General features: G+C 69.6%; 23 protein-coding genes and 1 tRNA gene. 14 read left to right on the forward strand and 10 right to left on the reverse strand.

The window, feature by feature from the left end; translation table 11 throughout:
* The first annotated feature begins 9 nt into the window (after nucleotides 1-9).
* The 4 genes from istA to ACRAWC_RS18190 all read left to right on the forward strand — a co-directional run bounded on the left by istA (nucleotide 10) and on the right by ACRAWC_RS18190 (nucleotide 3,001).
* Nucleotides 10-1,218: an IS21 family transposase gene (gene istA / locus ACRAWC_RS18175; protein ID WP_431346167.1), complete on the forward strand. Its 1,209-nt coding sequence runs from the start codon at nucleotides 10-12 to the stop codon at nucleotides 1,216-1,218.
* Nucleotides 1,218-2,018 (forward strand): IS21-like element helper ATPase IstB, encoded by an 801-nt coding sequence (istB, locus tag ACRAWC_RS18180; protein ID WP_431346168.1) that lies wholly within the window; start codon nucleotides 1,218-1,220, stop codon nucleotides 2,016-2,018. Before istA ends, istB begins: the two co-directional genes overlap by 1 nt.
* Before the next feature lie 333 nt (nucleotides 2,019-2,351).
* The gene (locus ACRAWC_RS18185; protein ID WP_431348979.1) at nucleotides 2,352-2,651 is read left to right on the forward strand and encodes a hypothetical protein; all 300 of its coding nucleotides are present in this window, start codon (nucleotides 2,352-2,354) and stop codon (nucleotides 2,649-2,651) included.
* A gap of 50 nt (nucleotides 2,652-2,701) precedes the next feature.
* Complete coding sequence (locus ACRAWC_RS18190; protein WP_431348980.1) at nucleotides 2,702-3,001, forward strand: hypothetical protein; 300 nt, start codon at nucleotides 2,702-2,704, stop codon at nucleotides 2,999-3,001.
* 206 nt (nucleotides 3,002-3,207) lie between these two features.
* Here the strand turns inward: ACRAWC_RS18190 and ACRAWC_RS18195 are convergent, their stop codons facing one another.
* Together ACRAWC_RS18195 and phoU are read right to left on the reverse strand one after the other, a co-directional pair.
* Nucleotides 3,208-5,115, reverse strand: coding sequence for a hypothetical protein (locus tag ACRAWC_RS18195; RefSeq protein WP_431348981.1), 1,908 nt, complete (start codon nucleotides 5,113-5,115; stop codon nucleotides 3,208-3,210).
* Nucleotides 5,116-5,325: 210 nt separating this feature from the next.
* Nucleotides 5,326-5,982, reverse strand: a complete 657-nt coding sequence (phoU, locus tag ACRAWC_RS18200; RefSeq protein WP_431348982.1) for a phosphate signaling complex protein PhoU — start codon at nucleotides 5,980-5,982, stop codon at nucleotides 5,326-5,328.
* Nucleotides 5,983-6,177: 195 nt separating this feature from the next.
* Here phoU and ACRAWC_RS18205 point away from each other — a divergent pair, with 195 nt between their 5' ends.
* Together ACRAWC_RS18205 and ACRAWC_RS18210 are read left to right on the forward strand one after the other, a co-directional pair.
* Nucleotides 6,178-7,329, forward strand: a complete 1,152-nt coding sequence (locus ACRAWC_RS18205) for a sensor histidine kinase (protein WP_431348983.1) — start codon at nucleotides 6,178-6,180, stop codon at nucleotides 7,327-7,329.
* Entirely contained in the window at nucleotides 7,326-8,009 is a 684-nt protein-coding gene (locus ACRAWC_RS18210) for a response regulator (protein WP_431348984.1), read from the forward strand. The genes ACRAWC_RS18205 and ACRAWC_RS18210 overlap by 4 nt, the downstream gene beginning before the upstream one ends.
* Nucleotides 8,010-8,088: 79 nt before the next feature.
* Here the strand turns inward: ACRAWC_RS18210 and ACRAWC_RS18215 are convergent, their stop codons facing one another.
* Nucleotides 8,089-8,592, reverse strand: coding sequence for a hypothetical protein (locus ACRAWC_RS18215; protein ID WP_431348985.1), 504 nt, complete (start codon nucleotides 8,590-8,592; stop codon nucleotides 8,089-8,091).
* 178 nt (nucleotides 8,593-8,770) lie between these two features.
* Between ACRAWC_RS18215 and ACRAWC_RS18220 the strand changes: the two genes are divergently transcribed.
* Both ACRAWC_RS18220 and ispD read left to right on the forward strand, forming a co-directional pair.
* Complete coding sequence (locus ACRAWC_RS18220; RefSeq protein WP_021763858.1) at nucleotides 8,771-9,253, forward strand: CarD family transcriptional regulator; 483 nt, start codon at nucleotides 8,771-8,773, stop codon at nucleotides 9,251-9,253.
* 95 nt (nucleotides 9,254-9,348) lie between these two features.
* A complete protein-coding gene (gene ispD / locus ACRAWC_RS18225) occupies nucleotides 9,349-10,509 on the forward strand; it encodes a 2-C-methyl-D-erythritol 4-phosphate cytidylyltransferase (protein WP_431348986.1) in 1,161 nt (386 codons plus the stop codon).
* An 84-nt stretch (nucleotides 10,510-10,593) separates the two neighbouring features.
* Here the strand turns inward: ispD and ACRAWC_RS18230 are convergent, their stop codons facing one another.
* Nucleotides 10,594-11,079, reverse strand: a complete 486-nt coding sequence (locus ACRAWC_RS18230) for an SRPBCC family protein (RefSeq protein WP_431348987.1) — start codon at nucleotides 11,077-11,079, stop codon at nucleotides 10,594-10,596.
* Entirely contained in the window at nucleotides 11,072-11,410 is a 339-nt protein-coding gene (locus ACRAWC_RS18235) for an ArsR/SmtB family transcription factor (protein ID WP_431348988.1), read from the reverse strand. Before ACRAWC_RS18235 ends, ACRAWC_RS18230 begins: the two co-directional genes overlap by 8 nt.
* 73 nt (nucleotides 11,411-11,483) lie before the next feature.
* Between ACRAWC_RS18235 and ACRAWC_RS18240 the strand changes: the two genes are divergently transcribed.
* The 3 genes from ACRAWC_RS18240 (at nucleotide 11,484) to rlmB (ending at nucleotide 14,407) form a co-directional block, all read left to right on the forward strand.
* Nucleotides 11,484-11,867 carry a nuclear transport factor 2 family protein gene (locus ACRAWC_RS18240; RefSeq protein ID WP_431348989.1) on the forward strand — a complete coding sequence of 128 codons (384 nt, stop codon included), beginning with the start codon at nucleotides 11,484-11,486 and terminating at the stop codon, nucleotides 11,865-11,867.
* 87 nt (nucleotides 11,868-11,954) lie between these two features.
* Nucleotides 11,955-13,388, forward strand: coding sequence for a cysteine--tRNA ligase (gene cysS / locus ACRAWC_RS18245; protein ID WP_431348990.1), 1,434 nt, complete (start codon nucleotides 11,955-11,957; stop codon nucleotides 13,386-13,388).
* On the forward strand, nucleotides 13,385-14,407 hold the full coding sequence (rlmB, locus tag ACRAWC_RS18250) for a 23S rRNA (guanosine(2251)-2'-O)-methyltransferase RlmB (RefSeq protein WP_431348991.1): 1,023 nt from the start codon (nucleotides 13,385-13,387) through the stop codon (nucleotides 14,405-14,407). Before cysS ends, rlmB begins: the two co-directional genes overlap by 4 nt.
* A 250-nt stretch (nucleotides 14,408-14,657) precedes the next feature.
* Here rlmB and ACRAWC_RS18255 read toward each other — a convergent pair whose 3' ends face one another.
* On the reverse strand, nucleotides 14,658-15,962 hold the full coding sequence (locus ACRAWC_RS18255; RefSeq protein WP_431348992.1) for a DUF4032 domain-containing protein: 1,305 nt from the start codon (nucleotides 15,960-15,962) through the stop codon (nucleotides 14,658-14,660).
* A gap of 91 nt (nucleotides 15,963-16,053) precedes the next feature.
* Nucleotides 16,054-17,148 (reverse strand): ABC transporter ATP-binding protein, encoded by a 1,095-nt coding sequence (locus tag ACRAWC_RS18260; RefSeq protein WP_431348993.1) that lies wholly within the window; start codon nucleotides 17,146-17,148, stop codon nucleotides 16,054-16,056.
* A gap of 348 nt (nucleotides 17,149-17,496) precedes the next feature.
* Here ACRAWC_RS18260 and ACRAWC_RS18265 point away from each other — a divergent pair, with 348 nt between their 5' ends.
* From ACRAWC_RS18265 to ACRAWC_RS18275, 3 genes are all read left to right on the forward strand, one after another.
* Nucleotides 17,497-18,396 carry a DsbA family protein gene (locus ACRAWC_RS18265; protein ID WP_431348994.1) on the forward strand — a complete coding sequence of 300 codons (900 nt, stop codon included), beginning with the start codon at nucleotides 17,497-17,499 and terminating at the stop codon, nucleotides 18,394-18,396.
* 78 nt (nucleotides 18,397-18,474) lie between these two features.
* Nucleotides 18,475-18,547 (forward strand) — tRNA-Thr (locus ACRAWC_RS18270).
* A 179-nt stretch (nucleotides 18,548-18,726) separates the two neighbouring features.
* Entirely contained in the window at nucleotides 18,727-20,658 is a 1,932-nt protein-coding gene (locus ACRAWC_RS18275; protein ID WP_431348995.1) for an FAD-binding monooxygenase, read from the forward strand.
* A 19-nt stretch (nucleotides 20,659-20,677) separates the two neighbouring features.
* Here the strand turns inward: ACRAWC_RS18275 and ACRAWC_RS18280 are convergent, their stop codons facing one another.
* The 3 genes from ACRAWC_RS18280 to ACRAWC_RS18290 all read right to left on the reverse strand — a co-directional run bounded on the left by ACRAWC_RS18280 (nucleotide 20,678) and on the right by ACRAWC_RS18290 (nucleotide 25,239).
* On the reverse strand, nucleotides 20,678-21,421 hold the full coding sequence (locus ACRAWC_RS18280) for an IclR family transcriptional regulator (RefSeq protein WP_431348996.1): 744 nt from the start codon (nucleotides 21,419-21,421) through the stop codon (nucleotides 20,678-20,680).
* 78 nt (nucleotides 21,422-21,499) lie between these two features.
* The gene (locus ACRAWC_RS18285; RefSeq protein WP_431348997.1) at nucleotides 21,500-23,473 is read right to left on the reverse strand and encodes a cellulose binding domain-containing protein; all 1,974 of its coding nucleotides are present in this window, start codon (nucleotides 23,471-23,473) and stop codon (nucleotides 21,500-21,502) included.
* A 113-nt stretch (nucleotides 23,474-23,586) separates the two neighbouring features.
* Nucleotides 23,587-25,239 carry a thiamine pyrophosphate-binding protein gene (locus ACRAWC_RS18290; protein WP_431348998.1) on the reverse strand — a complete coding sequence of 551 codons (1,653 nt, stop codon included), beginning with the start codon at nucleotides 25,237-25,239 and terminating at the stop codon, nucleotides 23,587-23,589.
* Between the last annotated feature and the right edge of the window lie 24 nt (nucleotides 25,240-25,263).

Consider the following 25,263-nt stretch of genomic DNA (forward strand, 5'->3'; position numbering starts at 1 on the left):
GATTGGAGAGTGATCACTTTGGAGGATTGGGCGCTGATCAGGAGGCTCGCTGCGGAGGGTGTTCCGAAGGCCCGGATAGCCGACCGGTTAGGGATCTCGCGCACGACGGTGTGGAAGGCGGTGGGTTCTGATTCGCCGCCGACGTATCAGCGCAGGGCTGCGCCGACCTCGTTCGATCCGTTCCAGGCCCGGGTGCGGGCGTTGCTGGCGGAGGATCCGGAGCTGCCGGCGACGGTGATCGCGGAACGGGTGGAGTGGCCGGGATCGATGTCGTGGTTCCGTCAGAACGTGAAGCGGCTGCGGCCGGAGCATCGTCGGATCGATCCGGCCGACCGGCTGGTCTGGGAGCCAGGCGATGCCGCCCAGTGCGATCTGTGGTTCCCGCCGAAGAAGATCCCGCTCGAGGACGGGACAGCGTGCTTGTTGCCGGTGTTGGTGATCACGGCCGCATTCTCGAGGTTCGTCACCGGGCGGATGATCCCGACCCGGAAGACGGAGGACCTGCTGTTGGGGTCGTGGGAGTTGATCCAGCAGCTGGGCGCGGTCCCGCGTCGACTGATCTGGGACAACGAGCCCGGCATCGGCCGCGGACCCCGGCGCGCGGAAGGGGTGAGCGCGTTCATGGGGACTCTGGCGACCAGGCTGGTGTTGCTGCCGCCGCGAGACCCGGAGTCCAAAGGCATCGTCGAGCGCCGCAACCGATGGTTCGAGACCTCCTTCATGCCCGGGCGCAGCTTCGCCTCCCCGGCGGACTTCAATACCCAGTTCGCCGACTGGCTGACACGAGCTAATGCCAGGGTGGTGCGGACCACGAACGCGTCACCGATCTCGAGGCTGGCGGCGGATCAGGCGGCCATGCTGCCATTGCCGCCGATCCCGCTGCATCTGGGCTGGCGCAACCAGGTCCGTCTCGGTCGGGACTATTACGTCCGGTTGGACACCACTGACTACTCCGTCGACCCGTCCGTGATCGGCCGCCTGGTCGATGTCAGCGCCGACCTGGAACGGGTGCGAGTGCGCGCCGGCGGCCGTCTCGTCGCTGACCATGCCCGTCTCTGGGCGCGGGGAACCACGGTCACCGATCCGGCTCATGTTCAAGTCGCAGCCCGGCTGCGCAAGCAGTTCCAGCAACCCAGACCGGTTCGGCCGGTCGATGATCTGCACCGGGACCTGGCCGACTATGACCGGGCGTTCGGGCTGACCGGGGAGGTTATCTGATGCCCCCAACGAGCTCACCGGCCGAGGCGGTCAAACAGATCACCTATCTCGCCGCCGCGTTGAAAGCACCCCGGATCACCGATGCCGCGGCCCGACTCGCGGACCAGGCCAGGGACTCCGGCTGGTCGTTCGAGGACTACCTCGCCGCCGTCCTGGAACGCGAAGTGTCCGCCCGCAACGCATCCGGAGCAGAGCTGCGGATCAAAGCCGCCGGATTCCCCGCCCGGAAAACGCTGGAGGACTTCGACTGGGACGCCCAACCGACCGCCCGACAACAGATCGCTCAACTGGCCTCCGGCGGGTTCCTCCTGGAAGCGCAGAACGTCGTCCTTCTCGGCCCTCCCGGAACCGGGAAAACACACCTCGCGACCGCGCTCGGGATCGTCGCCGCCCGACACGGACACCGGGTCCTGTTCGCGACCGCGACCGACTGGGTCACCCGCCTCACCGACGCCCACCGCGCCGGCCGGCTGCCGCAGGAACTGGCCCGGCTGCGTCGATACGGGCTGATCATCGTCGACGAAGTCGGATACCTCCCGATCGAGCAAGACGCCGCGAACCTGTTCTTCCAACTCGTCTCCAGCCGCTATGAACACGCGTCGCTGATCCTGACCTCGAACCTGCCCTTCAGCGGTTGGGGCGGCGTCTTCGGAGACCAGGCCGTCGCCGCTGCGATGATCGACCGGATCGTCCACCACGCCGACGTCCTCACCCTCAAAGGCGCCAGCTACCGACTCCGCGGCCGAGGCATCGACAGCCTCCCCAGCATCCGCACCACCACCGCCGACACCGAGAACTAGACTGCCCGCAACCGTTCACTTTTCACCCGGCGAAACCGTCCAGAATCCGAGCGGCGTCGACACCAAGGACGCCTCTGATGTGGTCTTGCGAAGAAACAACTTCGTTCCGAGGGGTGGCGGTCTCTACGAGATCTGGATCACAGACGAACGAGATTACTTCCGCCGCGTTCGCAGGGATGACGGGAAGTTTCTTTTGACGCTAGGCGAGGCTTACGAATTCATTTATGAGGCGAAGCGGGAATGGCTCGATGCGCACCCGGATGCACGACGCAACTCCGAATGACCGCGACCGGGTTCGAGCTCGCTGACGATCGCCAGCGGTGAGGAGATTCCATGAACCACAGGCAGTACATTGCAGCCATGTCAGCGCTCCGATATTCGAGAGCAGGAGCGGAAGACCTCATCTGGCTGTCCAAGGACGACTCTGATGTGGTCTTACGAACAAACAACTTCATTCCAAGAGGTGACGGTCTCTACGAAATCTGGCTATCGGGGGACCGAGACGGCTTCTTTCGCGTTAGCAAGGATGGCCGGCCGTTTCTTGGAACGCTAGGCGAGGCTTACGAGCTTATCTACGACCAAGTCCGCGAATGGCTTGATGCGCACCCTGATGCACGGCGCAACTCCGAATGACCGCGACCGGGTTCGCGCTCGCTGACGATCATCGGCGGTAAGGACATTCCATGAACCGCGAGCAGTACATTTCAGCCATGTCAGCGCTCGGCTACTCGAGAGCCGGCGCTGAAGACCTCATTCGTCTCTCGAAAGACGCGTCTGACGTTGCGCTACGAATCAACAACTTCGTCCCGAGAAGCGACGGTCTCTATGAAATCTGGCTATCGGGGGACCGAGACGGCTTCTTTCGCGTTAGCAAGAATGGCCGGGAGTTTCTTGGAACGCTAGGCGAGGGTTACGAGCTCGTTTATGAGGAGAAGCGCGAATGGCTTGAGGCGCACCCGGATGCACAGCGCAACTCCGAATGACCGCGACTGCGTTTGAAGGGAACGCCCTGTTGCTGAGGAGCTGGCTGCGTCTGTCTTTGCCGAGCTCGAGGTAATACTCTGCCTTGCGCTCGTCGTCGCTGATTCGAGGAATAGCTCCGAACAGTGGCTCGTCCAGCCGGTGGTCAGCCCGAATCATCTTTCGCGCGAAGCTCTCCCCGAACTTCCAACTCAACGTCTGTCGTCCCTTAGCCGCGGCGCGCAAGGGTCCGGACCTTCCTCCTGCGGATCGCGCCGGCGACCGCCATCGCGAACCCTCCCACGAGCAATCCGCCTGCGAACACGACCAGCCACTTCGGATCCAGCATGGCCGTCGAGTCGGCGGCGACCGACGCCACGCTCGCCCGCTCCGGCGTGACGTTCGTCGCGTCGATCGGTGCCGAGAAGAAGGAGTAGATGCTCCCGGGGTCGACGCCCGGCGTCCGCGTGTTCGCCAGGACTGTGGCGAAGTTGGCGTAGTACGCCTCGTTCTCGGTGAGCCCCGTGTTGCCCGAGGACAGCAGCTTGTTGACGCCGGTGAATACTCTCTCGGCGCCCGTGGATGTGCTCGTCGAGTTCTTGAGGAGGGCCTCGAACTGGCTGGAGTTGTCGGGCACAGCCGTAGCACCGGTGGTGAGCCTGCTGCTGGTGTCCGCCGATTGCGTGATAAACGCGGTGATGTCATCGGTCAGTTGATCGCTGGTGTCGACGAACACCCCGGAGGTGTCGGGGGTGTACGTGCTCCAGTCCTGGACGTCGAGGCTGTTGACGGTGCTCGGTACCAGGGAGGCGTCTTTGACGGCGTTCAGCATGTCCGCGTGCCAGAGGTCCAGGTTCGTCAGCTCGGGCTCGAACAGCGGAGCCGGCGCACTGCTCGGGTCGAGGGAGTCCCGGAGGGCCTCCAGCGCCTCGATCTCATCGTGCAGGAACTGGAGGATCACCGGGTGGACGGGATGGGTCGGCACGGCCGGGTCCAGGGGCACCGCAGGCACGGCAAGGCCAGGCGGGGCCGTCGGGGGAGTCGGTGGAGGCCCATTGCCGGGAACGGGCGGAGTGATCGGCGCCGCCGACGGGTTCAGCAGGTACTCGATGACGCGCAGATTGGTGATCCTCTGGTCGAGGCTGTCGACGATGCCGGCGAGGGAAAGTGCGTGACCCTCGGAGAACTGCGCGATCGCCTGGCGGAGCTCGGCGAGCCGGCTCTGGAAGTGCGGGGGAGCGGCGCCTCCCGCATCTACGCACGGCTCGGGTGCGTCGGCCACGTCGAGACCGTTGAGCTTGCACAGCATGCCGGTCGTGAAGCCGTCGAACTGCGTCCCGTAGAAGCCGTGGTCGGACTCGGCCTGGTCAGCGATGCCCCGGTTGCTGTTGTCCACGTTGATCTGGGCGATGTCCCGTTGCCGCTCGGCGTATGCCTCGATGCCGGGCAGTTTGCCGGTGAGGGCTTCGCTGTTGGCGGCGAGCAGATCCAAGATCGACTTCGCGTAGGAGCTGTACGCCTCGGCGGTCGCGGCATCGACATCCTTCAGCCCGGACGCTCTCGCGATGAGGCTCTGGAAGGTCGGCATCGTTGCCGAGAACGGCTCCTGCACTTCCGAGGCGAGCGCCGCGATGAGCGCCTTCTGGATGCCGAGTGTGGCGCTCATCTGCCCGTCGGCCTGCGCGATGTTGTCGGCGAGCGAGGCGTAGTACATCGTGACGACGCTCTGGTTGAAGTCGTGGACGATGCCGCGGATCCTGCTCTCCAGCAGCCGGTCCGCGCTGACGTCCGGCTGGTGCCGGAGCCGGAACTCCACCGTCGCCTTGGTCGGACTGGTCTCCTGGAGCGTCAAGATGTCGTGCGTGAACGACCGGGGGATGTAGAGGAGGGCGTCGACGGAGCCGTCCTTGTACGCCTTCTCCGCCACGGGCCGGGAGACGACCGTCCAGTTGTACTCGGAGTCCTTCGAGATGCGGTCGACGAAGGAGGTGCCGAACGCATACTCCTCGCTGTTGAACTCAGCAGCGAGGTCCTCGTTCACCAGGCCCACCGTCGGCCGGAAGTCGCCGACGCGATGGGCGGCATCGTCGTTCAGGATCACGAAGCCGGCGACCAGCGCCGCCAGCAGCACGGGCACCGACAAGAACCGTACGAGCTTCGCTCTGCGCTTTCCTCTTGACGCCCCCGCCATGTGCACCTCTCCCCACGAGATCGCTGTCTGCCCCGCCCATCCTAACGTTTCTGAAATCCGAGGACAGATATCCAAGCTGAGGCGTGGAGAAAGCAGAACCGCCGAGCACGCGGACTGTTCGCGTACTCGGCGGTTCCGAGAAGAAGGGGAGGGGTGTCAGCCGGCCAGTTCCGGGGCCCAGTCGCCGGTGGCGAGGTACTGGACCTTCTTGGCGATGGAGACGGCGTGGTCGGCGAAGCGCTCGTGGTATCGGCTCGCGAGGGTGGCGTCGACGGTGTCCACGGCCTGCCCCTTCCAGGTCTCGCCGAGCACCTTGTCGAACACGCTGGCGTGCAGCTCGTCGATGTCGTCGTCGTCGTTGCGGATCTCGTCGGCGATGCGCATGTCCTGGGTGCGGAGCAGCTCGGCGAGCTTCTCGGCGATCTGCACGTCGAGGCGGCCCATCTCGGCGAACGTCGAGCGCAGGCTCTTCGGCACGACCTTGTCGGGGAAGCGGTAGCGGGCGAGCTGGGCGATGTGCTCGGCCATGTCGCCCATCCGCTCCAGCGAGGCGCTGATGCGGAGCGCGCTCACGACGATGCGGAGGTCACGGGCGACTGGCTGCTGGCGGGCGAGGATCTGGATCGAGAGCTCGTCCAGGAGCACGGTGAGCTCGTCGATGCGGTGGTCGTTGGCGATCACCTCTTCGGCGAGGGACACGTCCGACTCGTTGAACGCCTCCGTGGCGCTGCGGATCGAGCGGACGACCAGCTCGGCGATCTGGACCAGCCGGTCCTGGACGTCGGCCAGCTCCTGCTGGAAAACTTCGCGCATGGGATGAGGTCCTTCCTGGGCGTGCGCGGGCACGCGGGATACAGGGGTCGGTACTGACCCCGTTCAGCATGGTCGCTTCGGGAGGTTAACGGACGGTGCCGTAGGGCTGAACACTGTCTAACGTACCCGCGAAAACACGCGGCGGAGAGCCTGATCGGTCCCGGCGCGTCCTCGCGCATCACCTACGCTTTGGGTATGGACTCCGCCTGGTTGGTGCTGCTCTCGCTCGGCCTGGGGCTGGTCGTCGGCGCGGGGTTCGTCTGGATCCTCCACATCGCCGCGCGCCGCGGGGACCACGCGGCAGCGGTTTCCAACCCGGCGGTGCCGGACGGCGTGGATCAGGTGCTCGACGCGATGGAGTCCGCGGGCGTCGTCATCGACCCGTCCAACAACGTCATCAAGGCGTCCCCGGGCGCGCACGCGATCGGCCTGGTCTGGAACGGCGCCCTCGTCCACCCGCACCTCGTCGAGCTCGTCGACCGGGTCCGCCGCACGGGCGAGCCGATCACCGAGGAGTGCGAGCTCGCGCGGGGACCGTTCGGCGACGCCAACATCCACCTGAGCGTGCGCGTGGCGCGGCTGGGCTCCCGGTACATCCTGCTGCTGGCGGAGGACCGCACCGAGTCGTTCCGGCTGGAGTCCGTGCGCCGCGACTTCGTGGCGAACATCAGCCATGAGCTGAAGACCCCCATCGGCGCCGTCGGCCTCCTCGCCGAAGCGCTGGACGACGCCTCCGACGACCCTGAGCAGGTGCGCCGGTTCGCGCTGCGGCTGAGCGAGGAGGCCTCCCGGCTCGCCCGGATCACCCAGGACATCATCGAGCTGAGTCGCCTCCAGGCCGCCGACGCCCTCGGCGACGCCGAGGAGCTCTCGGCGAAGAAGGTCGTCCGGGCCGCCATCGATCAGAACAAAGTCGCCGCGGAGTCGCGCCAGATCGAGATCGCGATGCGCGGAGAGAAGGACGCGACGGTGATCGGCAACGAGGCGCTGCTGGTCACCGCGGTGCACAACCTCATCTCGAACGCGATCCAGTACTCTCCGGAGGACTCCCGGATCGGCATCGGCGTCCGCACGATCGACGGCGTGGTCGAGATCGCCGTCACCGACCAGGGCGAGGGCATCCCCGAGGAGGACCTCGACCGCGTGTTCGAGCGCTTCTTCCGGGTGGACCAGGCCCGCTCCCGCAACACCGGGGGCACCGGGCTCGGTCTCTCCATCGTCAAGCACGCCGTGCAGAACCACGGCGGGGAGGTCCGGGTCTGGTCGCAGCCCGGCCGCGGCTCCACCTTCACCATCCGGCTGCCCGAGGCGGCCACCGTCCGTCCCCCGATTGGAGAGAACCTGTGACAGCGATCCTGCTCGTCGAGGATGAGGGCGCGCTCAGCGAGCCGCTCGCGTACCTGCTCAAGCGCGAAGGCTACGAGGTGACCGTCGCCGAAGACGGCCCGTCGGCCCTCGCGGAGTTCGACCGTGGGAGCGCCGACCTGGTGCTGCTCGACCTCATGCTCCCCGGCATCCCGGGTACGGAGGTGTGCCGCGAGATCCGCACGCGCTCCAACGTCCCGATCATCATGCTGACCGCCAAGGACTCCGAGGTGGACATCGTGGTCGGGCTGGAGCTCGGCGCGGACGACTACGTCACCAAGCCGTACTCGTCGCGCGAGCTGCTGGCCCGCATCCGCGCGGTCCTGCGCCGGCGCGTGGACGAGGCGGAGCTGGAAGACGACGGCGTCCTGGAGGCCGGCACGGTCCGCATGGACGTCGACCGGCACACCGTCGCCGTCAAGGGCAACGAGATCTCCATGCCGCTGAAGGAATTCGAGCTGCTGGAGCTGCTCCTCCGAAACGCCGGACGCGTGCTCACCCGCGGTCAGCTCATCGACCGCGTGTGGGGAAGCGACTACTTCGGCGACACCAAGACGCTCGACGTGCACATCAAGCGCATCCGCTCGCGCATCGAGGAGAGCCCGTCGGACCCGCAGATGCTGGTCACGGTGCGTGGGCTCGGTTACCGGTTCAACGCCTGACGGCGGCCGGCGCCGCGAACGACGAAGCCGCCCTCGCTTCTCGCGAGGGCGGCTTCCGTGTCTTCGGGCTCGTGCCCGATCAGCCCTGGGCGGGCAGGATGGCCGGCGGGACGAGCTGCTTGTAGTCCGGGAGGCCGCCGTCGAGGACCGGGACCTGCAGCTTCACGCCGGTCGCGTCGCCGTACTGGAAGTACACGTCGTAGTTGCTGCCGGGCAGCGCGTCGAACGGGGTGAGGAAGACGTTGCTGGCGGAGGCCTTGTCGGGCTGGGAGCCGACCTTCTTGACCTGGCCGGGCTCGACGGTGACGTAGGCAGCGCTTCCGGAGTTCGCCGAGGTGATGGCCACGCGGTGGCTCTTGCTGTCGGTGTTCACCAGGCTGACCACGAGGTTGCCGACCTTGCCGTCGACGCCGTCGGTGACGATGAAAGCGTTGCGCACGTCGATCTGGCCGACGTTGCCGCTCACTCCGTCGCTCGCGTCGTAGTGCTTCGTGGTGGCCTGCGGTGCGATGAATCCGCACCCGGCGGTGCCGGCTGCGACCGCCAGGGCGAGGACGATGGACGCCGCGACGCGAGCTTTCACTGGATGATCCTCCGAATCGTTCCGCTCGACGGCGCGCTGATGCCCTGTGACGAAGCGGGTGTGAGCACGAGTTTACCGTATGCCGACAGGGCTTCCCGGCCTCCCGGGAGGTGCAGGGGCGAACCTTAGCATGTGCCTCGTGTGGTATCCTATTCGTTGCTGAAGGGACAACATATCTATGCTTTTCGAGGTTGGCGAAACCGTCGTTTACCCCCATCACGGTGCTGCAACGATCACCGAGGTCAAGAAAAGAATCATCAAGGGTGAAGAGAAGCTGTACCTCAAGCTCAACGTGACTCAGGGCGATCTGACCATCGAGGTCCCCGCTGAGAACGTGGATCTCGTGGGTGTGCGCGACGTCATCGGCAAGGAGGGCCTCGACCGCGTGTTCGAGGTGCTGCGCGCCCCGTTCACCGAGGAGCCGACGAACTGGTCCCGCCGCTACAAGGCGAACCTGGAGAAGCTGGCGTCGGGCGATGTCATCAAGGTCTCCGAGGTCGTCCGCGACCTCTGGCGCCGCGACCAGGACCGCGGCCTGTCCGCGGGCGAGAAGCGCATGCTGGCCAAGGCCCGGCAGATCCTCATCTCGGAGCTCGCCCTGGCGGAGAAGACCGACGACGAGAAGGCCTCCAGCCTCCTCGACGAGGTGCTCGCCTCCTAACCCGCGATTCACCTGCTTTCGAGAGGCCCGCGACTTCGGTCGTGGGCCTTTCGGCGTTCCTGGGAGGGTCGCTGCGGGCCGGGTAGTCTCGTGACGTGAGCAGCAACCCTGGACCGCGCGTCGCGGTCGTCGTCGTCGCGGCCGGATCGGGCACGCGACTGGGAGCCGACGTACCGAAGGCGTTCGTGGACCTCGACGGGCGCACCCTGCTGGAGCGTTCGCTGCATGCCGTGCGCGGCATGCGGGCTGCGGCGGACCCGGTGCTCGTGGTCCCGTCCGACCGTGTGCAGGAGGCGGCGGAGGTCGCGCTGCGCGTATTCGGGCGTCCTCCGGCGGTGGTGGCCGGTGGCGCCACCCGCCAGCAGTCCGTCGCCGCCGGGCTCGCCGCGATCGCCGATGACGTCGACGTGGTCCTCGTCCACGACGCGGCCCGTGCGCTCACGCCCTCCACACTGTTCGACGCGGTGGTGGAGGCCGTGGTCGAGACGGGGCACGGCGTCGTCCCCGGCCTCCCGGTCAGCGACACCATCAAGCGCGTCCACGGCGACCGCTCGGTCCACGAGACCGTGGACCGGTCGAGGTTGGCCGCCGTGCAAACCCCTCAGGGCTTCCCGCGCGACCAGTTGCTCACGGCTTACGCCGCCGCGACGACCGACGAGACCGACGACGCGGGGTTGGTGGCCGCGGCCGGATACCGCGTGACGGTGCTGCCGGGCGCGACGGAGGCGTTCAAGATCACCACGCCGTGGGACCTGCAGCGCGCGCGCGACCTGGTCGGCTCCGCCCGCATGCCGCGGATCGGGCTCGGGACTGACACGCACGCGTTCGATCCGTCCGCCGAGCTCTGGCTGGCCGGCCTGCTCTGGCCCGACGAGCCTGGGCTCTCTGGTCACAGCGACGGGGACGCGGCGTGCCACGCGATCGTCGACGCGTTGCTCGGGGCCGCGGGTCTCGGAGACATCGGCGGCGTGTTCGGGACGGGCGACCCGCGGCTGGCGGGAGCGCACGGTGAGGTCTTCCTCGCGGAGACGCGCCGCCTGGTGGAGGACGCGGGCTTCCGGATCGGGAACGTGTCCGTCCAGCTGATCGGCCAGCGACCCAAGTTCGCGCCGCGGCGGGTGGAGGCCGAGCAACTGCTGTCGGGGATCCTCGGGGCCCCGGTCTCGCTCGCCGCGACGACCACGGATGGACTGGGCTTCACCGGGCGCGGTGAGGGGATCGCCGCCTTCGCGACAGCGATGCTGTTCGCGCGCTGAGCGACGGCCCCGGGCTCAGCGGCCCGGCGTCAGTGGCATCGTGTCAGTGGAATCGTGTCAGTGGAATCGTGTCAGCGGCCCCGGTCAGCGGCCTGGTGTCACCGGCCTGTCGTCACCGGTCAGCCTGGTGTCACTGGCCGGGCGTGAGCGGTCTCCAGTGGTCCTGGCCAGGGTCCTGACCGGCCGCCGCGAGGGCGAGGCGGGGAGGAAGTGCGCCCAGCCGGCGCGATGACCGGCGACGCGCGGCTCGGGGAGATCCGTGTGGTGGACCTCCACACGCGTCCCCGTCGCGATCGGGGTCAGCGTGAACGTGACGGTGGACGCTCCGGGCGGGAGGTCGGCGCTGCCGGCCACGCCCCAGCTCACGACGACGCGATGCGGCTCGTCCACCTCCAGGAACTCGCCGCGGATCGGGCTGCCCGCGATGTCGGCGGTGAACTCGCCGCCCGGGCGCGGATCGAGGACGGCGTGCTGGCCCATCCACGCGGTGAGGCCATCCGCCGTGACGAGGTACGCGAACACCGCTCCGGGCGGCGCCGCGATGTCGACCGCAGAACGATGCTCAGCCATCGGTCGTCTCCTGGCCGCTCTCGACGGCCGCCTTCAATGCCGACAAGCGGCTCGGCCAGAACTCGTCGAGGTAGCAGCGGACGGCGGCGAGGCCGTCGTCGTCCACGACGAAGAGATGCCGGGTGCCGTCGCGGCTTCCGGAGACCAACCCCGCGCGCCGGAGCACCCCGAGATGGTGCGAGGTCGTCTGCTGCGAGAGACCGAGCTCGGAGGCGAGCCGGCCGACCGGGGTCGGGCCGTCACGGAGCGCCGCGAGGATTGCGCGCCTGTTCGTATCGGCGAGGGCGGTGAGGGCGGCGTCGAGCGAATGGTCGATGGCGGTCTGCGGCATGGGCCTCCTGTCGATTTCAGGCTAGCACAAATGTGTGTTTGTACTTATTCTGACTTGTGGAAAGGAGAACGACATGACCGGAACGGATACCGCGGCCGTCGCCCGCGAGTACATCGAGGCCGTCGGCGCCCACGATCTGGAGAGGGTCGACGAGCTGCTGGCCGAGGGTCTCGTCGCACGGTTCGCGGGAGGAACGGTGGGAAAGCGGGAGTGGATCGGCGCGCTCGGGCGGCTGTTGGCTGCGCTGGTGCGCAACGACGTGCGGGAGGTCTTCGCGGACGGTGAGCGCGGCTGCGTCGTGTACGACTTCGTGACGGACACACCGGCGGGCGCGGTGCCGTGCGTCGAGCTCGTGACGGTGCGCGACGGGCGGATCGACGCGATCGAGCTGATCTTCGACCGGCTGGCGTTCGCACCGGTCAACGAGGCCCTCGCCGAGCGCGCAGCCTCCCTGTAGTCCTCCACAGTTCGCGGTGCGGACGACTTCTCCACCTCTTCGGTCATGGATCGCGTGGGCGTTGGCGGCGACCCGTAGGCTTGTGCCGTGACTCTGCGACTCTTCGACACGAAGGCCGGCGCCCTGCGCGACTTCGTCCCCCTGCGCGCCGGTGCGGTGGGCATGTACGTCTGCGGGCCGACGGTGCAGTCGTCTCCGCACATCGGGCATCTCCGATCGGCGCTGGTCTACGATCAGCTGCGCCGCTGGCTCGCGTATCGCGGGCTGGACGTGACGCTCGTGCGCAACGTCACCGACATCGACGACAAGATCCTCGTCAACGCCGTCGCGGCGCACTCGCAGGGCGGCTCGGAGGAGTGGTGGGCGCTCGCCTACCGGTTCGAACTCGAGTTCACCGCCGGCTACACGGCGCTCGGCGTCCAACCGCCCACCTACGAGCCGCGGGCCACTGCGTCCATCCCGCAGATGCAGGAGCTGATCGCGCGGCTCATCGAGCGCGGGCACGCCTACGTGGCCGAGGACGGATCGGGGGACGTCTACTTCGACGTGAAGAGCTGGCCCGCCTACGGTGAGCTGACCCGGCAGAGCATCGACAACATGGAGGCCGCGGCGGACGCGGATCCACGCGCCAAGCGGGATCCGCGCGACTTCGCCCTGTGGAAGGGGCGCAAGAGCGATGAGCCGGCGTCGGCGGCATTCCCGTCGCCCTGGGGAGAGGGACGGCCCGGCTGGCACATCGAGTGCTCCGCCATGTCCCGCCGCTACCTCGGGCCGCAGTTCGACATCCACGGCGGCGGCCTCGACCTGCGGTTCCCGCACCACGAGAACGAGCTCGCGCAGTCGACGGCCGCGGGGGACGCATTCGCCTCGTACTGGGTGCACAACGGGCTCGTCCACGTCAACGGGCAGAAGATGAGCAAGTCGCTCGGCAACTCCGTCTACGCGGCCGACCTGCTCGGCGCCGCGCGCCCGCTGGTGGTGCGCTACTACCTCGGCTCGGCGCATTACCGGTCGACCATCGACTTCCACGACGGCTCGCTCAGCGAGGCGGAGGCGGCGCTCGACCGCATCGCCGGCTTCTTCGAGCGGGTCGACCGGCGGCTCGCCGGCACCCGGTTCGCCGGCAGCGGCGTGGAGGTCGTTCCCGGGGCCTTCGCCGAGGCGATGGACGACGACCTCGCCGTCCCGCAGGCGCTGGCCGTGCTGCACGACACCGTGCGCTCAGGAAACGCGGCGCTGGATGCGGAAGACTTGGAGGCGGCCGCGGCCGCGCGCGGCCACGTCCTGGCGATGACCGAGGTGCTCGGCATCAACCCGCTCTCGCCGCACTGGCGCACCGCCGGTTCCAGCGCCGCCGAGCACGCGCTCGGCACGCTGATCGGCCGCCTGCTCGACGACCGCCAGGAGGCGCGCCAGGCGCGCGACTTCGCGGCAGCAGACCGCATCCGCGACGAATTGACCGCCGCGGGAATCAGTATCGAAGACACCCCGTCGGGGTCGCATTGGAGTATCGAAGCATGAAGAACTCAGGTGGCAAGCCCCGTGCCGGGGCCGTGAGGAAGAGCAAGAAGGGCGCCCAGGTCGGCACCGGAGGCCACGGCCGCAAGGCCCTGGAAGGGCGCGGCCCGACCCCGAAGGCCGAGGACCGCGAGTACCACGTCGCCTACAAGAACAAGCAGCTTCGCGATCGTGCCGCGGCCAAGGCCGAGCAGCGCGGCGGCCGCGACGGCGCCCCGCGCGGAGCGTCAGGTGCGGCCCGCCGGGCGAAGAGCGGTGACGAGAGCGAGATCGTCACCGGCCGCAACTCCGTGCTGGAGGCTCTGCGCGCGGCCATCCCGGCCTCGACCCTCTACATCGCGGCGCGCATCGAGATGGACGACCGCATGAAGGAGATCCTCTCGATCGCCACCGGACGCGCCATCCCGGTGCTCGAGATCATGCGCCCCGAACTCGACCGCCTCGCCGGCCGCGACGCCGTGCACCAGGGCGTCGCGCTCAAGGTGCCCCCGTACGAGTACGCCCACCCCGGCGAACTCCTCGACCTCACCCTGCGCAAGGGCCAGACCCCGCTCTTCGTCGCGCTCGACGGCATCACCGACCCGCGCAACCTGGGCGCGATCATCCGCTCCACCGCCGCGTTCGGCGGTCAGGGCGTGATCATCCCGCAGCGCCGCTCGGTCGGCATGACGGCTTCGGCCTGGAAGACGTCCGCGGGTGCGGCGGCACGCACGCCCGTCGCGATGGCGTCCAATCTCACGGCGACGCTCAAGGAGTTCAAGAAGGCGGGTGTGTTCGTGCTCGGCCTCGACGGCGGCGGCGACACCAGCCTCCCGGGCCTCTCCTTCGCCGACCGTCCGGTTGTGATCGTGGTCGGCAGCGAGGGCAAGGGCCTCTCCCGCCTGGTGACCGAGACCTGCGACGCGGTGGTCTCCATCCCGATCTCCGCCTCGACCGAGTCCCTCAACGCGGGCATCGCGGCCAGTGTGACGCTCTACGAGATCTCGAAGCTGCGGGCCGAGGGGAAGGCGCCGCGAGGCTAGCGGAGGAGATCCGTCCCGACACGCCGTGCCACAGCAGCCAACGGAGGACATCTGGCACCCGCCGGCCCGGATATCCTCCGGCTGCGACGGCGGGTGGCGACCGCGGGACGGGGTAGGCAGAGCCGGGTGCGGTGGCTAGCGGAGGAGATTAGTCGCCGCTGTGCCCGTATCTCCTCCGTTACGCGTCATTCGGAGGGAGGAGTGGCTCGGTTTCCTCCGCCGCGTGCACGGGCCGCAGGCGACCGGCTGCTCAGACCTTCGAGCGCCAGTCGTCCTCGTCGTCGTCGGTCTCCACGGGGGCCGCGCCGCCGATCACCGGGATGCTCATCGTCTCCGTGGGCGGCCCCACGACGGTGGCCTCGTCGCGGCGGTGGCGGAGGATGTCGTTGATGTACGAGGTCAGCGCCTCGGCCAGCGGGACGTCGCGGCCCTCGGCCTGGGACATGAACCAGCGGTGCTCCAGGAGCTGGTGGAAGACCTCGGCCGGCTCCAGTTTGCCCTTCAGGTCGGCCGGGATGGAGCGGATGACCGGCTCGAAGACGCGCATCAGCCACTCGTGGGCCATCGCCTCCTCGTCCAGGCCGCGCTTGCCGAGCGTCGCCGAGTAGGAGTCCAGATCGTTGAGCAGGCGGCGGGCCTGGTTCTCGCCGGTGTCGAGGCCAGTCAGGCGCAACAGGCGGCGGGAGTGGTGGCCGGCATCCACCACCTTCGGCTGGATGCGCACGGTCGTGCCCTCGTCGGAGGTCTTGATCGCCAGCTCCTCGATGTCGAAGCCGAGCTCGTTCAGTCGCTCGACGCGCTGGCTGATCCGCCAGCGCTCCGACGACGAGAAGGACTCGCTGCCGGTCAGCTCCTTCCACAGCGACCGGTAGGCGGCGACGATGCCGTTCGACACCTTGATCGGGTCGAGCTCCTCGTCCACCCGGCCGCCGGCCTCCAGGTCCATCAGCTCGCCGGCGATGTTGACCCGGGCGATCTCGAGGTCGTTCTCGCGCTGGCCGTTCGAGAGGCCGCCATCGTAGAGCTGGCCGGTCTCGGCGTCCACCAGGTACGCCGCGAAGGCGCCGGCGTCGCGACGGAACAGTGTATTCGAGAGCGAGACGTCGCCCCAGAAGAAGCCGACGATGTGCAGCCGCACCAGCAGCACGGCCAGGGCGTCCACCAGGCGGGTCGCGGTGTCCGGGCGCAAGGTCTGCGAGAACAGTGCGCGGTAGGGGAGCGAGAACTTGAGGTGCCGGGTGACGAGCGCGGCGTTCAGCGCGTCGCCGTCGTCGTCCGTCCGGTTCTTGATGACGGCGACCGGCTCGACGCACGGCACGTCCAGGCGCTGGAGGGTGCGCAGCATCTCGTACTCGCGCTGCGCCATCTCCGCTGTCGTCTCCTTGATGGCGATGACGTAGCCGGACATGTTCGCGAACCGGACCAGGTGCCGGCTTATGCCCTTCGGCAGCAGGGCGATGTGCTCGTTCGACCACTGCTCCAACGGGATGTTCCAGGGCAGATCGAGCAGAGCGGGATCGACGGTCGCCGCGGTGATGTTGACAGAGCCGGCCATGAGGCGCCTTCCAGGAGCGAGTGGGGGCGGAAAGCACTCTGCCGCAGCCCGGGACCGGACTGCGGCAGAGTGAGGATCAGCTGCGACGACCTCAGTCGACGACGGCGCCGCCGAGACGCTCGCCCGACTCCGAGTGGAAGAGGTGGACGTGGCCCGGCTTCGGGGTGATGTAGACGGTGTCGCCCGCGTTCGGGTGCACGCGCCCGTCGACACGGCCGACGATGTCGGTGCGCTTGCCGTCGAGCTCGGAGTGGCCGTACAGGTAACCGTCGGCGCCGAGCTCCTCGACCAGGTCGACCGCGACCTTCAGGCCGCCGCTCTCGGCGGACGACACGACCACGTCCTCCGGGCGGACACCGATCGTGACGGTGTTGCCGGCGTTGGCGAGCACGTCGCGCTCGACCGGGACGACCGTCGTGCCGAACTTGATGCCGCCGTCGGTGACGTCCGCGGTGAACAGGTTCATGGCCGGGGAGCCGATGAAGCCGGCGACGAAGACGTTGTTCGGCTGGGCGTACAGGTCACGAGGGGTGCCGACCTGCTGGAGCACGCCGTCCTTGAGGACCGCGATGCGGTCGCCCATCGTGAGCGCCTCGGTCTGGTCGTGGGTGACGTAGACCGTGGTGACGCCGAGGCGGCGGGTGAGGGACGCGATCTGGGTGCGGGTCTGGACGCGGAGCTTGGCGTCGAGGTTCGACAGCGGCTCGTCCATGAGGAACACCTGGGGGGAGCGGACGATCGCGCGGCCCATGGCGACGCGCTGACGCTGACCACCGGAGAGCGCCTTCGGCTTGCGGCCGAGGTAGGGCTCCAGGTCGAGCAGCTTGGCGGCCTCGAGGACGCGGGAGGCGCGCTCGTCCTTGCCGACGCCGGCGATCTTCAGGGCGAAGCCCATGTTCTCGGCGACGGTCATGTGCGGGTACAGCGCGTAGTTCTGGAACACCATCGCGATGTCGCGGTCCTTCGGCGGCACGTCGGTGACGTTGCGCTCGCCGATGAAGATGTTGCCGTCGTTGACCTCTTCGAGGCCCGCGAGCATGCGGAGCGAGGTGGACTTGCCGCAGCCGGACGGGCCGACGAGGACGAGGAACTCGCCGTCTGCGATGTCGAGGTCGAGAGCGTCGACCGCGGGGCGGTTGGAACCCGGGTAGAGCCGGGTCGCCTTGTCATACGTGACAGTCGCCATTTTTCTTTTGTCTCCTTCACCGGCAGGTACGTGCCGGACGATCCGTTGTGAATGGAATAGACGTGGCGTCGACGTCCGAGGGCGTCGATGCCACGACCCCCATAGTAAGGCATCCGACGCGCTGCGCTTACCACGGGTCTGCGGGAGGTCGCGAGGGGTGGACGTCCCGCACTCGGGGGCCAACCCCCAGGTGGCGCTCGGGGCGTGAGCGGGGTATGTCTGGTCTATTCCCAGACTGCCGCAATATGGTCGTCTGGTTGCGTCTGCTCACGCCACACCAGGCGGCACGTCCCCCCGCGCGCCGCTCCGCCTACCCCCGAGAGCCGATTCCCCCGAGATATGAGTTCCATGAACGACTCCGACGAGAGCCGCAGCGGCGACGTCCGCGCGGCCGCGCGGGAGAAAGCCCGACAGCTCCGCACGAGCCAGCAGCGCAGGGACCGCAGGAGAAGGGCCCTGCTGTCCGGTGGCATCGTGATCGGCGTGATCGCGGTCCTGGCCATCGTCGCGGTGGTCATCATGGGCGCGATCCGTCCCACCGTCCCCGGCCCGAAGAACATGGCGAGCGACGGCGTTCTCGTCGGCTCCGGCCTCAAGGTCAAGACGACGCCGGCGCTCGCGGCCGACGCGAAGCCCGTCGCGAGCACGCCGGACCCGAACGGCAGTTCCGTCGACATCCGGATCTACGCCGACTACCTGTGCAAGCTCTGCGGCGACTTCCAGCGCACGAACCTGAAGCAGCTCCAGCCGCTGGTCAAGGACGGCGCGGTCACGGTCGAGATGCATCCGGTCGCGATCTACACCAGCCACTCCGCGGGCACCCGGTACTCGCTGCGCGCTGCCAACGCCGCGGCCTGCGTGGCGAACTACTCGCCGCAGTCGTTCTGGGCGTTCAACCAGTCGCTGTTCGAGAACCAGCCGGCGGACGGCGGTCCCGGTCTCACCGACGGCCAGCTCAAGAAGCTGGCCGCGGCTGCGGGCGCCTCTCCGTCGGACATCGACTCCTGCGTCGACGACGGCCGGTTCAAGACCTGGGTCGGCTCCGCCAGCGACCGCGCGCTCAGTGGTCCGATCCCCAACTCCAACGTGAGGAAGATGACGAATGCGCTGCTCGTGCTCGTCAACGGCAAGCCCTACACCGGCTCGCTGACGAACGCCGACGACTTCAAGGCGTTCATCCTCCAGGCGCAGGGTGACGAGTACTCGTCGACCTCCACGCCGACGCCGTCGCCGAGCGCGGGAAGCTGAGTCCGCACGTCCCACTCGACACCAGGGCGCCCGCCGCGTATCCCCTAGGATTGTTCGCGACGGGCGTCCGTCATGTCCGCCGACTTAGCTCAGCTGGTAGAGCACTCGCCTTGTAAGCGAGCGGTCGCGAGTTCGAACCTCGCAGTCGGCTCCGTCCTCCCGCTTCTTCGCCGTCGCGCGCCGTTCGTCGTGCTCGACGGCCGTCGTCGTGCTCGACGAACGTCGTCGTGCTTGTCGGCCGTTGCCGGGCGCTCTATCCTTGTCGTGCGGAATCCGAATCACTCGTTCGGATAGCGAACACGCAATCACGATGATGTGAGGAGCCTCCCCATGCAGTTCCACCACCACGGCTATGTGTCCGGCGACCCGCACGTGCTGCCCGCGGTCGGGCCGGCCTGGTCGCCCGAGCTGCCGGAGGCCATGGACGTGCTCGTCGTCGGGTCCGGACCGGCGGGGATGGTCACCGCGGCGCAGCTCGCGCAGTTCCCCGGCGTCAGCACCCGGCTCGTGGAGCGCCGCGGCGGCCGGCTGGAGATCGGCCAGGCGGACGGCATCCAAGCGCGCAGCGTCGAGACCTTCCAGGCGTTCGGGTTCGCGGAGCGGATCACCGCCGAGGCCTACCGGATCACCGAGATGGCGTTCTGGAAGCCGGACCCGGCCGACCCGACCCGGATCGTCCGGGCGGCGCGCGCGGTGGACGACCCGACCGGGATCAGCGAGTTCCCGCACCTTCTGGTGAACCAGGCGCGCGTGCTCGACTACTTCAGCGAGTTCATGACGAACGGCCCGACGCGGATGCGGCCGGACTACGGCTGGGAGTTCCGCGGCCTCCGCATCGAGGACGACGGCGAGTACCCGGTCGTCGTGACGCTCGCGCGCAGCGCCAGTGAGAACGCGGGTGAGGAGCGGGTGGTCCGCGCCAAGTACGTGGTCGGGGCGGACGGCGCTCGAAGCAAGGTTCGCGAGTCGATCGGCTGCACGCTCGCGGGCGACCAGGCCAACCACGCCTGGGGGGTGATGGACGTGCTGGCCGTCACCGACTTCCCCGACATCCGGACCAAGTGCTCCATCCAGTCGGAGTACGGCAACATCCTGCTCATCCCGCGCGAGGGCGGCTACCTGTTCCGGATGTACGTGGACCTGGGCTCTGTCGGCGACGACGACCACGGCGCGGTGCGGGCGACGAGCATCGAGCAGATCATCGCGAAGGCCAACGAGATCCTGCACCCCTACACGCTCGACGTGCGCAACGTCGCCTGGCACAGCGTCTACGAGGTCGGCCACCGGCTCACCGACCGCTTCGACGACATCCCGCGCGAGGTGCTCGGGTCGCGGACGCCGCGGGTGTTCATCGCCGGCGACGCCTGCCACACGCACAGTGCGAAGGCGGGGCAGGGGATGAATGTCTCCATCCAGGACGGCTTCAACCTCGGCTGGAAGCTCGGCCACGTGCTGCAGGGCCGGAGCCCGGAGTCGCTGCTGGCGACCTACTCGGCGGAGCGGCACGTGGTCGCCAAGAACCTGATCGACTTCGACAAGGAGTGGTCGACGCTGATGGCCACCAAGCCGGAGGACCTGAAGGACCCCTCAGCGCTGGAGGACTTCTACGTGCGCACGGCGGAGTTCCCCGCCGGGTTCCTGACCGAGTACGCGCCGTCGCTGATCGTCGGGGAGCCGGAGCACCAGGAGCTGGCGACGGGCTTCCCGATCGGCAAGCGATTCAAGTCGCCTATCGTCGAGCGGGTCTGCGACACCAACCCGGTGCACCTCGGGCACCACGCGACGGCGGACGGTCGCTGGCGGATCTATGTGTTCGCCGACGCGTCGACGGCCGGCGACGGGACGCTCGTGCCGGCGTTCGCCGAGTGGCTCACGACCTCCGCGGCGTCGCCCCTCGCCGCGACCCCGCGCGACGGCGACATCGACGCCTGGTTCGACGTGAAGGTCGTCTACCAGCAGGACCACACCGGCGTCGACCTCGGACTCGTCCCGGGAGCGTTCCTGCCGCGGACCGGGCCGTTCGATCTGATCGACTACGAGAAGGTGTACGCGACGGCGCCGGGCGACGACGTGTTCGAGGCGCGCGGGATCGACCGCGGCGGCGTGATCGTCGTCGTGCGGCCGGATCAGTACGTGGCGCAGGTGCTGCCGCTGGCGGGGTACTCGGAGCTGGGGGAGTTCTTCGCGCCGATCCTGGCGGTACGAGCCACGGCGGAGGCCCCGACAGCGGAGGCCGCGACAGCCGAGGCCACCACCGTCTGACGCGACGTCGCCGGCCGGCTCAGCGCAGTTCGCCGGCGACCGTCGCCGCCGCCCGGCCGAGCCGCGCGCCGATCGCGGCCACATCCCGGCCGTTCGCCACATACACGACCGCGAGCGCGGCGAGCGGTTGACCGTGGACGACGAGGGGCACCGCCACCGATGCCAGGCCGGGGATGACCTCGTCGTGGGAGGTCGCGTAGCCGCGCGCGCGGGCCTCCAGAGCTTCGTCACGCGGGTGGCCGTCCGGGAGCTCGCCCCACTGCGCCTCGGTGAGCACGGACTGGAGGGCGATGCCCGGCGCGCCCGTGGTGATCGGGTGGCGGCTGCCGGGCCGCTGGGCGACGGCGGCATGCGCGTGCGAGGGCTCGATGCTGACCAAGGTGACGACCTCGCCGCGGTCGAGCACCGCGAGGAACGCGGTCATCCCGAGTTCGTTGGCGACGGCGCCGAGCTCCGGGACGGCTGCCGACTGGAGGTCGCGCGACACCGCGCGGGCGAGGGTCGCCATGCGCGGCCCGAGCAGCGCGGCCCCGGCGGGGTTGCGGACCACGAGGCCGTGGTCCTCGAGCGTGCGGAGGATCCGGTAGACGATCGAGCGGTGCACGCCGAGGGCGGCGGCGAGCTCGGCGATGGTGAGCGGGCGGTCGGCGTCGGCCAGCGCCTCCAGCACGCGGATGCCACGGGAGAGGGTCTGCGAGTGCGGGGCGGGCGCGACGGTGTCGCGCGCCTCCGGTGCGCCTGCGTCGTCAGGTGTGCTCGCCATGCGCTCATTCTTTCGCATCCCCCATCTTTCGCATCCCTGGCGGTGAAGAAGTCGGGAGGCGACGTCCGCCAGCCGGCCCTATCCCACCGCCGCGACGAACGCCCGGGAGTACCCCCAGCGCGGCTGGCTCGTCCCCGAGCACATGTACGCCGGGACGCCCGACGTGCACGGCTGGTCGCGGGTCAGCTCCCACCAGCCGAGACCGGCGAGGCCGTTCGCCTTCGCGTAGTGTCCGACGGTCGTGGCGTCGGCGAGCGTGAACAGCTCGCCGGTGTCGTTCCGGCCGATCATCGGGGTCACGGCGATCAAGCCGAGACGCTGGGCGTCGCTCCAGGACCCGTAGGCGGCGAGGCTCTTGAGCTGTGCCGCGGTCGCCGTGGCGGCGTCGATCGCGGCCTGGCCCATGTTCGTCACGCCTGTGCCGTAGTCCATCGTCATCAGGTCGACCGCCGAGAGCTGGACGCCCGCGGCCGTGAACTCGGAGATGGTGCGGAGGCCGCTGGCGAGGAGGCCGTACGGCATCACCGGCAGCGTGAGCGTGACCTGCAGCGGGTGGCCGGCCGCCGCGCGCTGGCGCTGGAGGGCGGCGACCGCGGTGGCGCGCCGGATGTTCGACGCGGAGTCGGAGACGTCGGCGCCCTCGATGTCGAAGTCCACGCGGTCGAGCGCGAACCGCGACACCACGGTGCTGTAGGCGGCGAGGAGCTTGGCGGGATCGGTGCAGGCTCGCGCGAGCTCGTCGTTGGCCGCACCGCCGAAGGAGGCCACGACCCGGCCGCCTTGCGCCTGGAACGACTGAATATCCGCCTGGAAGTCCTGGCTGCCGCCGATCGTGTACGCGGTGTAGCCGGCCCAGGTGGGCGAGCAGGCGCTGCTGCGGTCGGCGACGATGAAGGCCGCGGTGACGGCGCGAACGCCCGCCGACGACGCGAACGAGGTGAGGTCGGCGGTGGGCCAGAGGCCCATGTCGACGAAGGGGGCGATGAGGAGCGTGGAGGAGGTCCCGGGGGCGGGGGCCGGTGTCGGTGTCGGTGTGGGCGTCGGTGTCGGTGTCGGCGTCGATGTCGTGCCCCCGTTCAGGGAGCACGGGAGATTCGCGCCGACGACACGGCACGCGGTCGGGACCAGAGGGGCTCCCGCCGCCGTGGTCGAGGTCAGGCCGAAGGTCGCGGTCGCTCCGGGAGCGAGCGTGGTGGCGTACGACGGGGCGGTCACGCTGAAGCCGTCGCTGGTCGTCGCGGCTGTGCCATCCCACAGGGTGACCACGCCGTCGGCCGTCGTGAAGGCGATCTGCCACGGCGACAGCGTCGTCTTCGAGGTGTTGGCGACCGCGACGGACGACTGGAAGCCGGAGGCCCACTGCGAGGTGACGGTCCAGGTCACGGCGAGGGCGGCGCCGGGAGCAGGGGCGGGGGCCGGAGTCGGGGTGGCGGACGGCGTGGGCGTGGGGGTGGGGGTGGGGGTCGGTGTCGGTGTCGGTGTCGGCGAGGTCGTTCCGCCGGCCGTCGCTGCGCCGTTCACCGCGCACGGCACGTTCGCACCGGCCGGAAGGCCGACGATCGTGCACGACGTCGGCACGATCGCGGCGGTCCCCGCGCGGGTGGCGGTCAGGCCGAACCGGGCCGAGCCTCCCGGAGCCAGGCTGGTCGCCCAGGAGGGCGCGCCGACAGTGAGGGTCCCGGTGGGGGAGGCCGAGGAGACCGCGGACCAGATGCTGACGAGCGTGTGTGGGAAGTCGAATCGCACCTGCCACGGCTTCACCGTCGTTCCGGTGCCGTTGGCGACGGTGACCGCGGACTGGAATCCGGTGGTCCAGGAGTTCGCGGTCGTCCAGGTCACGTCGACGCGCGGCGTCGCGGCGGCCAGGGCCCCGGAGGTCGCGACCGCACCGGCGCCGAGGAGGCCGGCGACGGCCAGTGCGGCGATGACGGCCTGCCGCCGATGCGCGGTGCGGCGGCCGGGGCGGAACTGGCCGAGCAGCCGGCGGAGGGCCGCCTGGACTCGGTGACCGGTCGCCCGGTGGCGGGCGGGACGGGACGCTGACTCGGGCATGGCACTCCTGACGACTTACGACGGAACAGCGAAGGGAGGTACGTCAGTCACTATCGGCCATCGCGGCGGATCGGTCAGTGCGCCACGGCGGCAGTCACCCGCGATTCACGAGTTCACGAGTTCACGCGGATGATCTCCTCCTGGTAGGGCGCCACCACATCACCCGAGATCCGCAGGTCCAGCACCAGGAACGGCCGCTCGGCCGCCGGGCGCGCCGCCCAGCGGACCAGCGCCTCCAGATCCTCAGGGGTGCGGACGACGACGCCCTCCGCCCCCACCGCGGCGCCCAGGCCGGCGAAGTCGACCTCCGGGATGCGCATCGGGCCCTGGGCGAGGCCCTTCAGGCCGTAGAGGTTGACCTCCGCGCCGTAGGCGGCGTCGTTCCAGACCACGCACAGGCCGCGGCCCCCCGCGACCCGCACCGCGGACTCCAGATCGGCCAGCGCCATCAGGCCGCCGCCGTCGCCGGTCGTGAGCACGATCGTGGAGTCCGGATGCGCGAGGGCGGCGCCGGCGACGCTCGGGAAGCCGAGGCCGATCGACTGGTAGGCGGTGCCGACCATGATCATCCGGGCCGGGGAGGCGACCGGCCAGTACATGTTCGCCCAGCCGATGAAGTGGCCGCCGTCCGAGACGACGACGCGGTCGGCGGGGAGCAGCTGGCCGATGCGGGCCGCGGCCGTGCGGGGGTCGAGGCGGCCGTCTGCCGCCAGGCCGTCGCCCGCCGGGCGGTCGCGGAGTGCCGCGAGGTCGGCCGACTCGCGCCAGCCGGAGGGGACGGCGCCGAGCGCGCGCAGTTCCTCCACCAGCGCCTCGGCGACCACCCGGGCGTCGCCGCGCAGATACGCGCCGACGTTCGGGTGCGTCGCCGCGGGAGCGACATCCACCTGGATGATGCGGGTGCCGGGGGCGAACAGGTCGCCGAAGCGCATCGTGAACTGGTTGAGGGAGGCGCCGAAGACGACCGCGACGTCGGCCGAGCGGACGGCCTCCATCGCGCCCTCAGCGCCGAAACCCCCGGTCACCCCGAGGTCGTAGCGCGTGTCGGGGAAGACGCCGCGGCCCAGCGCGGTGCCCGCGGTGAGGGCGCCGGTCGCGTCGGCGAGGGCGCCGAGCGCGTCGCCCGCGCCGGCGATCCAGGCGCCGCGGCCGGCGAGCAGGAACGGTCGCTCCGCACTCGCGAGCGCGGCGGCGGCGTCCACGATCGCGCCGCGCGCGAACGGGCCGGCGGGGGCGAGAGGTGCGGGGAGGACGGGCGCCGGCGCCTCGGGGACCGGGCCGGCCTCCCGGGTGGCGACGTCGTAGGGGATGGCGAGCACAGTGGGCACGCGGTACGTCAGCGCGTGCTCGACGGCGATGGCCGTGGTCGCGGCGGCGTCGGTGCGGCCGACGGTATAGGTGCGCGCCCCGACCGCGCTGGCCAGCGCGATCTGGTCGACGCCCCACGGGCGCGGGCCGGAGGTCGGCTCGTCGCCGGCGACCAGCACCAGCGGGATGTGCGCCTGGCGGGCCTCCGCCAGCGCGGTCAGCGTGTTGGTGAACCCGGCGCCGTAGGTGGCGGTGGCGGCGGCGAGCCTCCCGGAGGCGCGGTGGTAGGCGTCGGCCGCGACGACGGCTCCGGCCTCGTGGCGCATGGCGGTGTAGGGGACGCGCCCCTCGCGCTCGAGGGCGTCGAGGAAGTGGGCGTTGCCGTTGCCCATCACCCCGAACACCTGGTCGACGTGGTGGGCGAGGGTGGTGGCGACGTGCGCGGAGACGGACGGCATGGCGGTGCCTTTCGAGACGGGAAC

It is taken from the genome of Leifsonia sp. L25, from assembly GCF_050632895.1.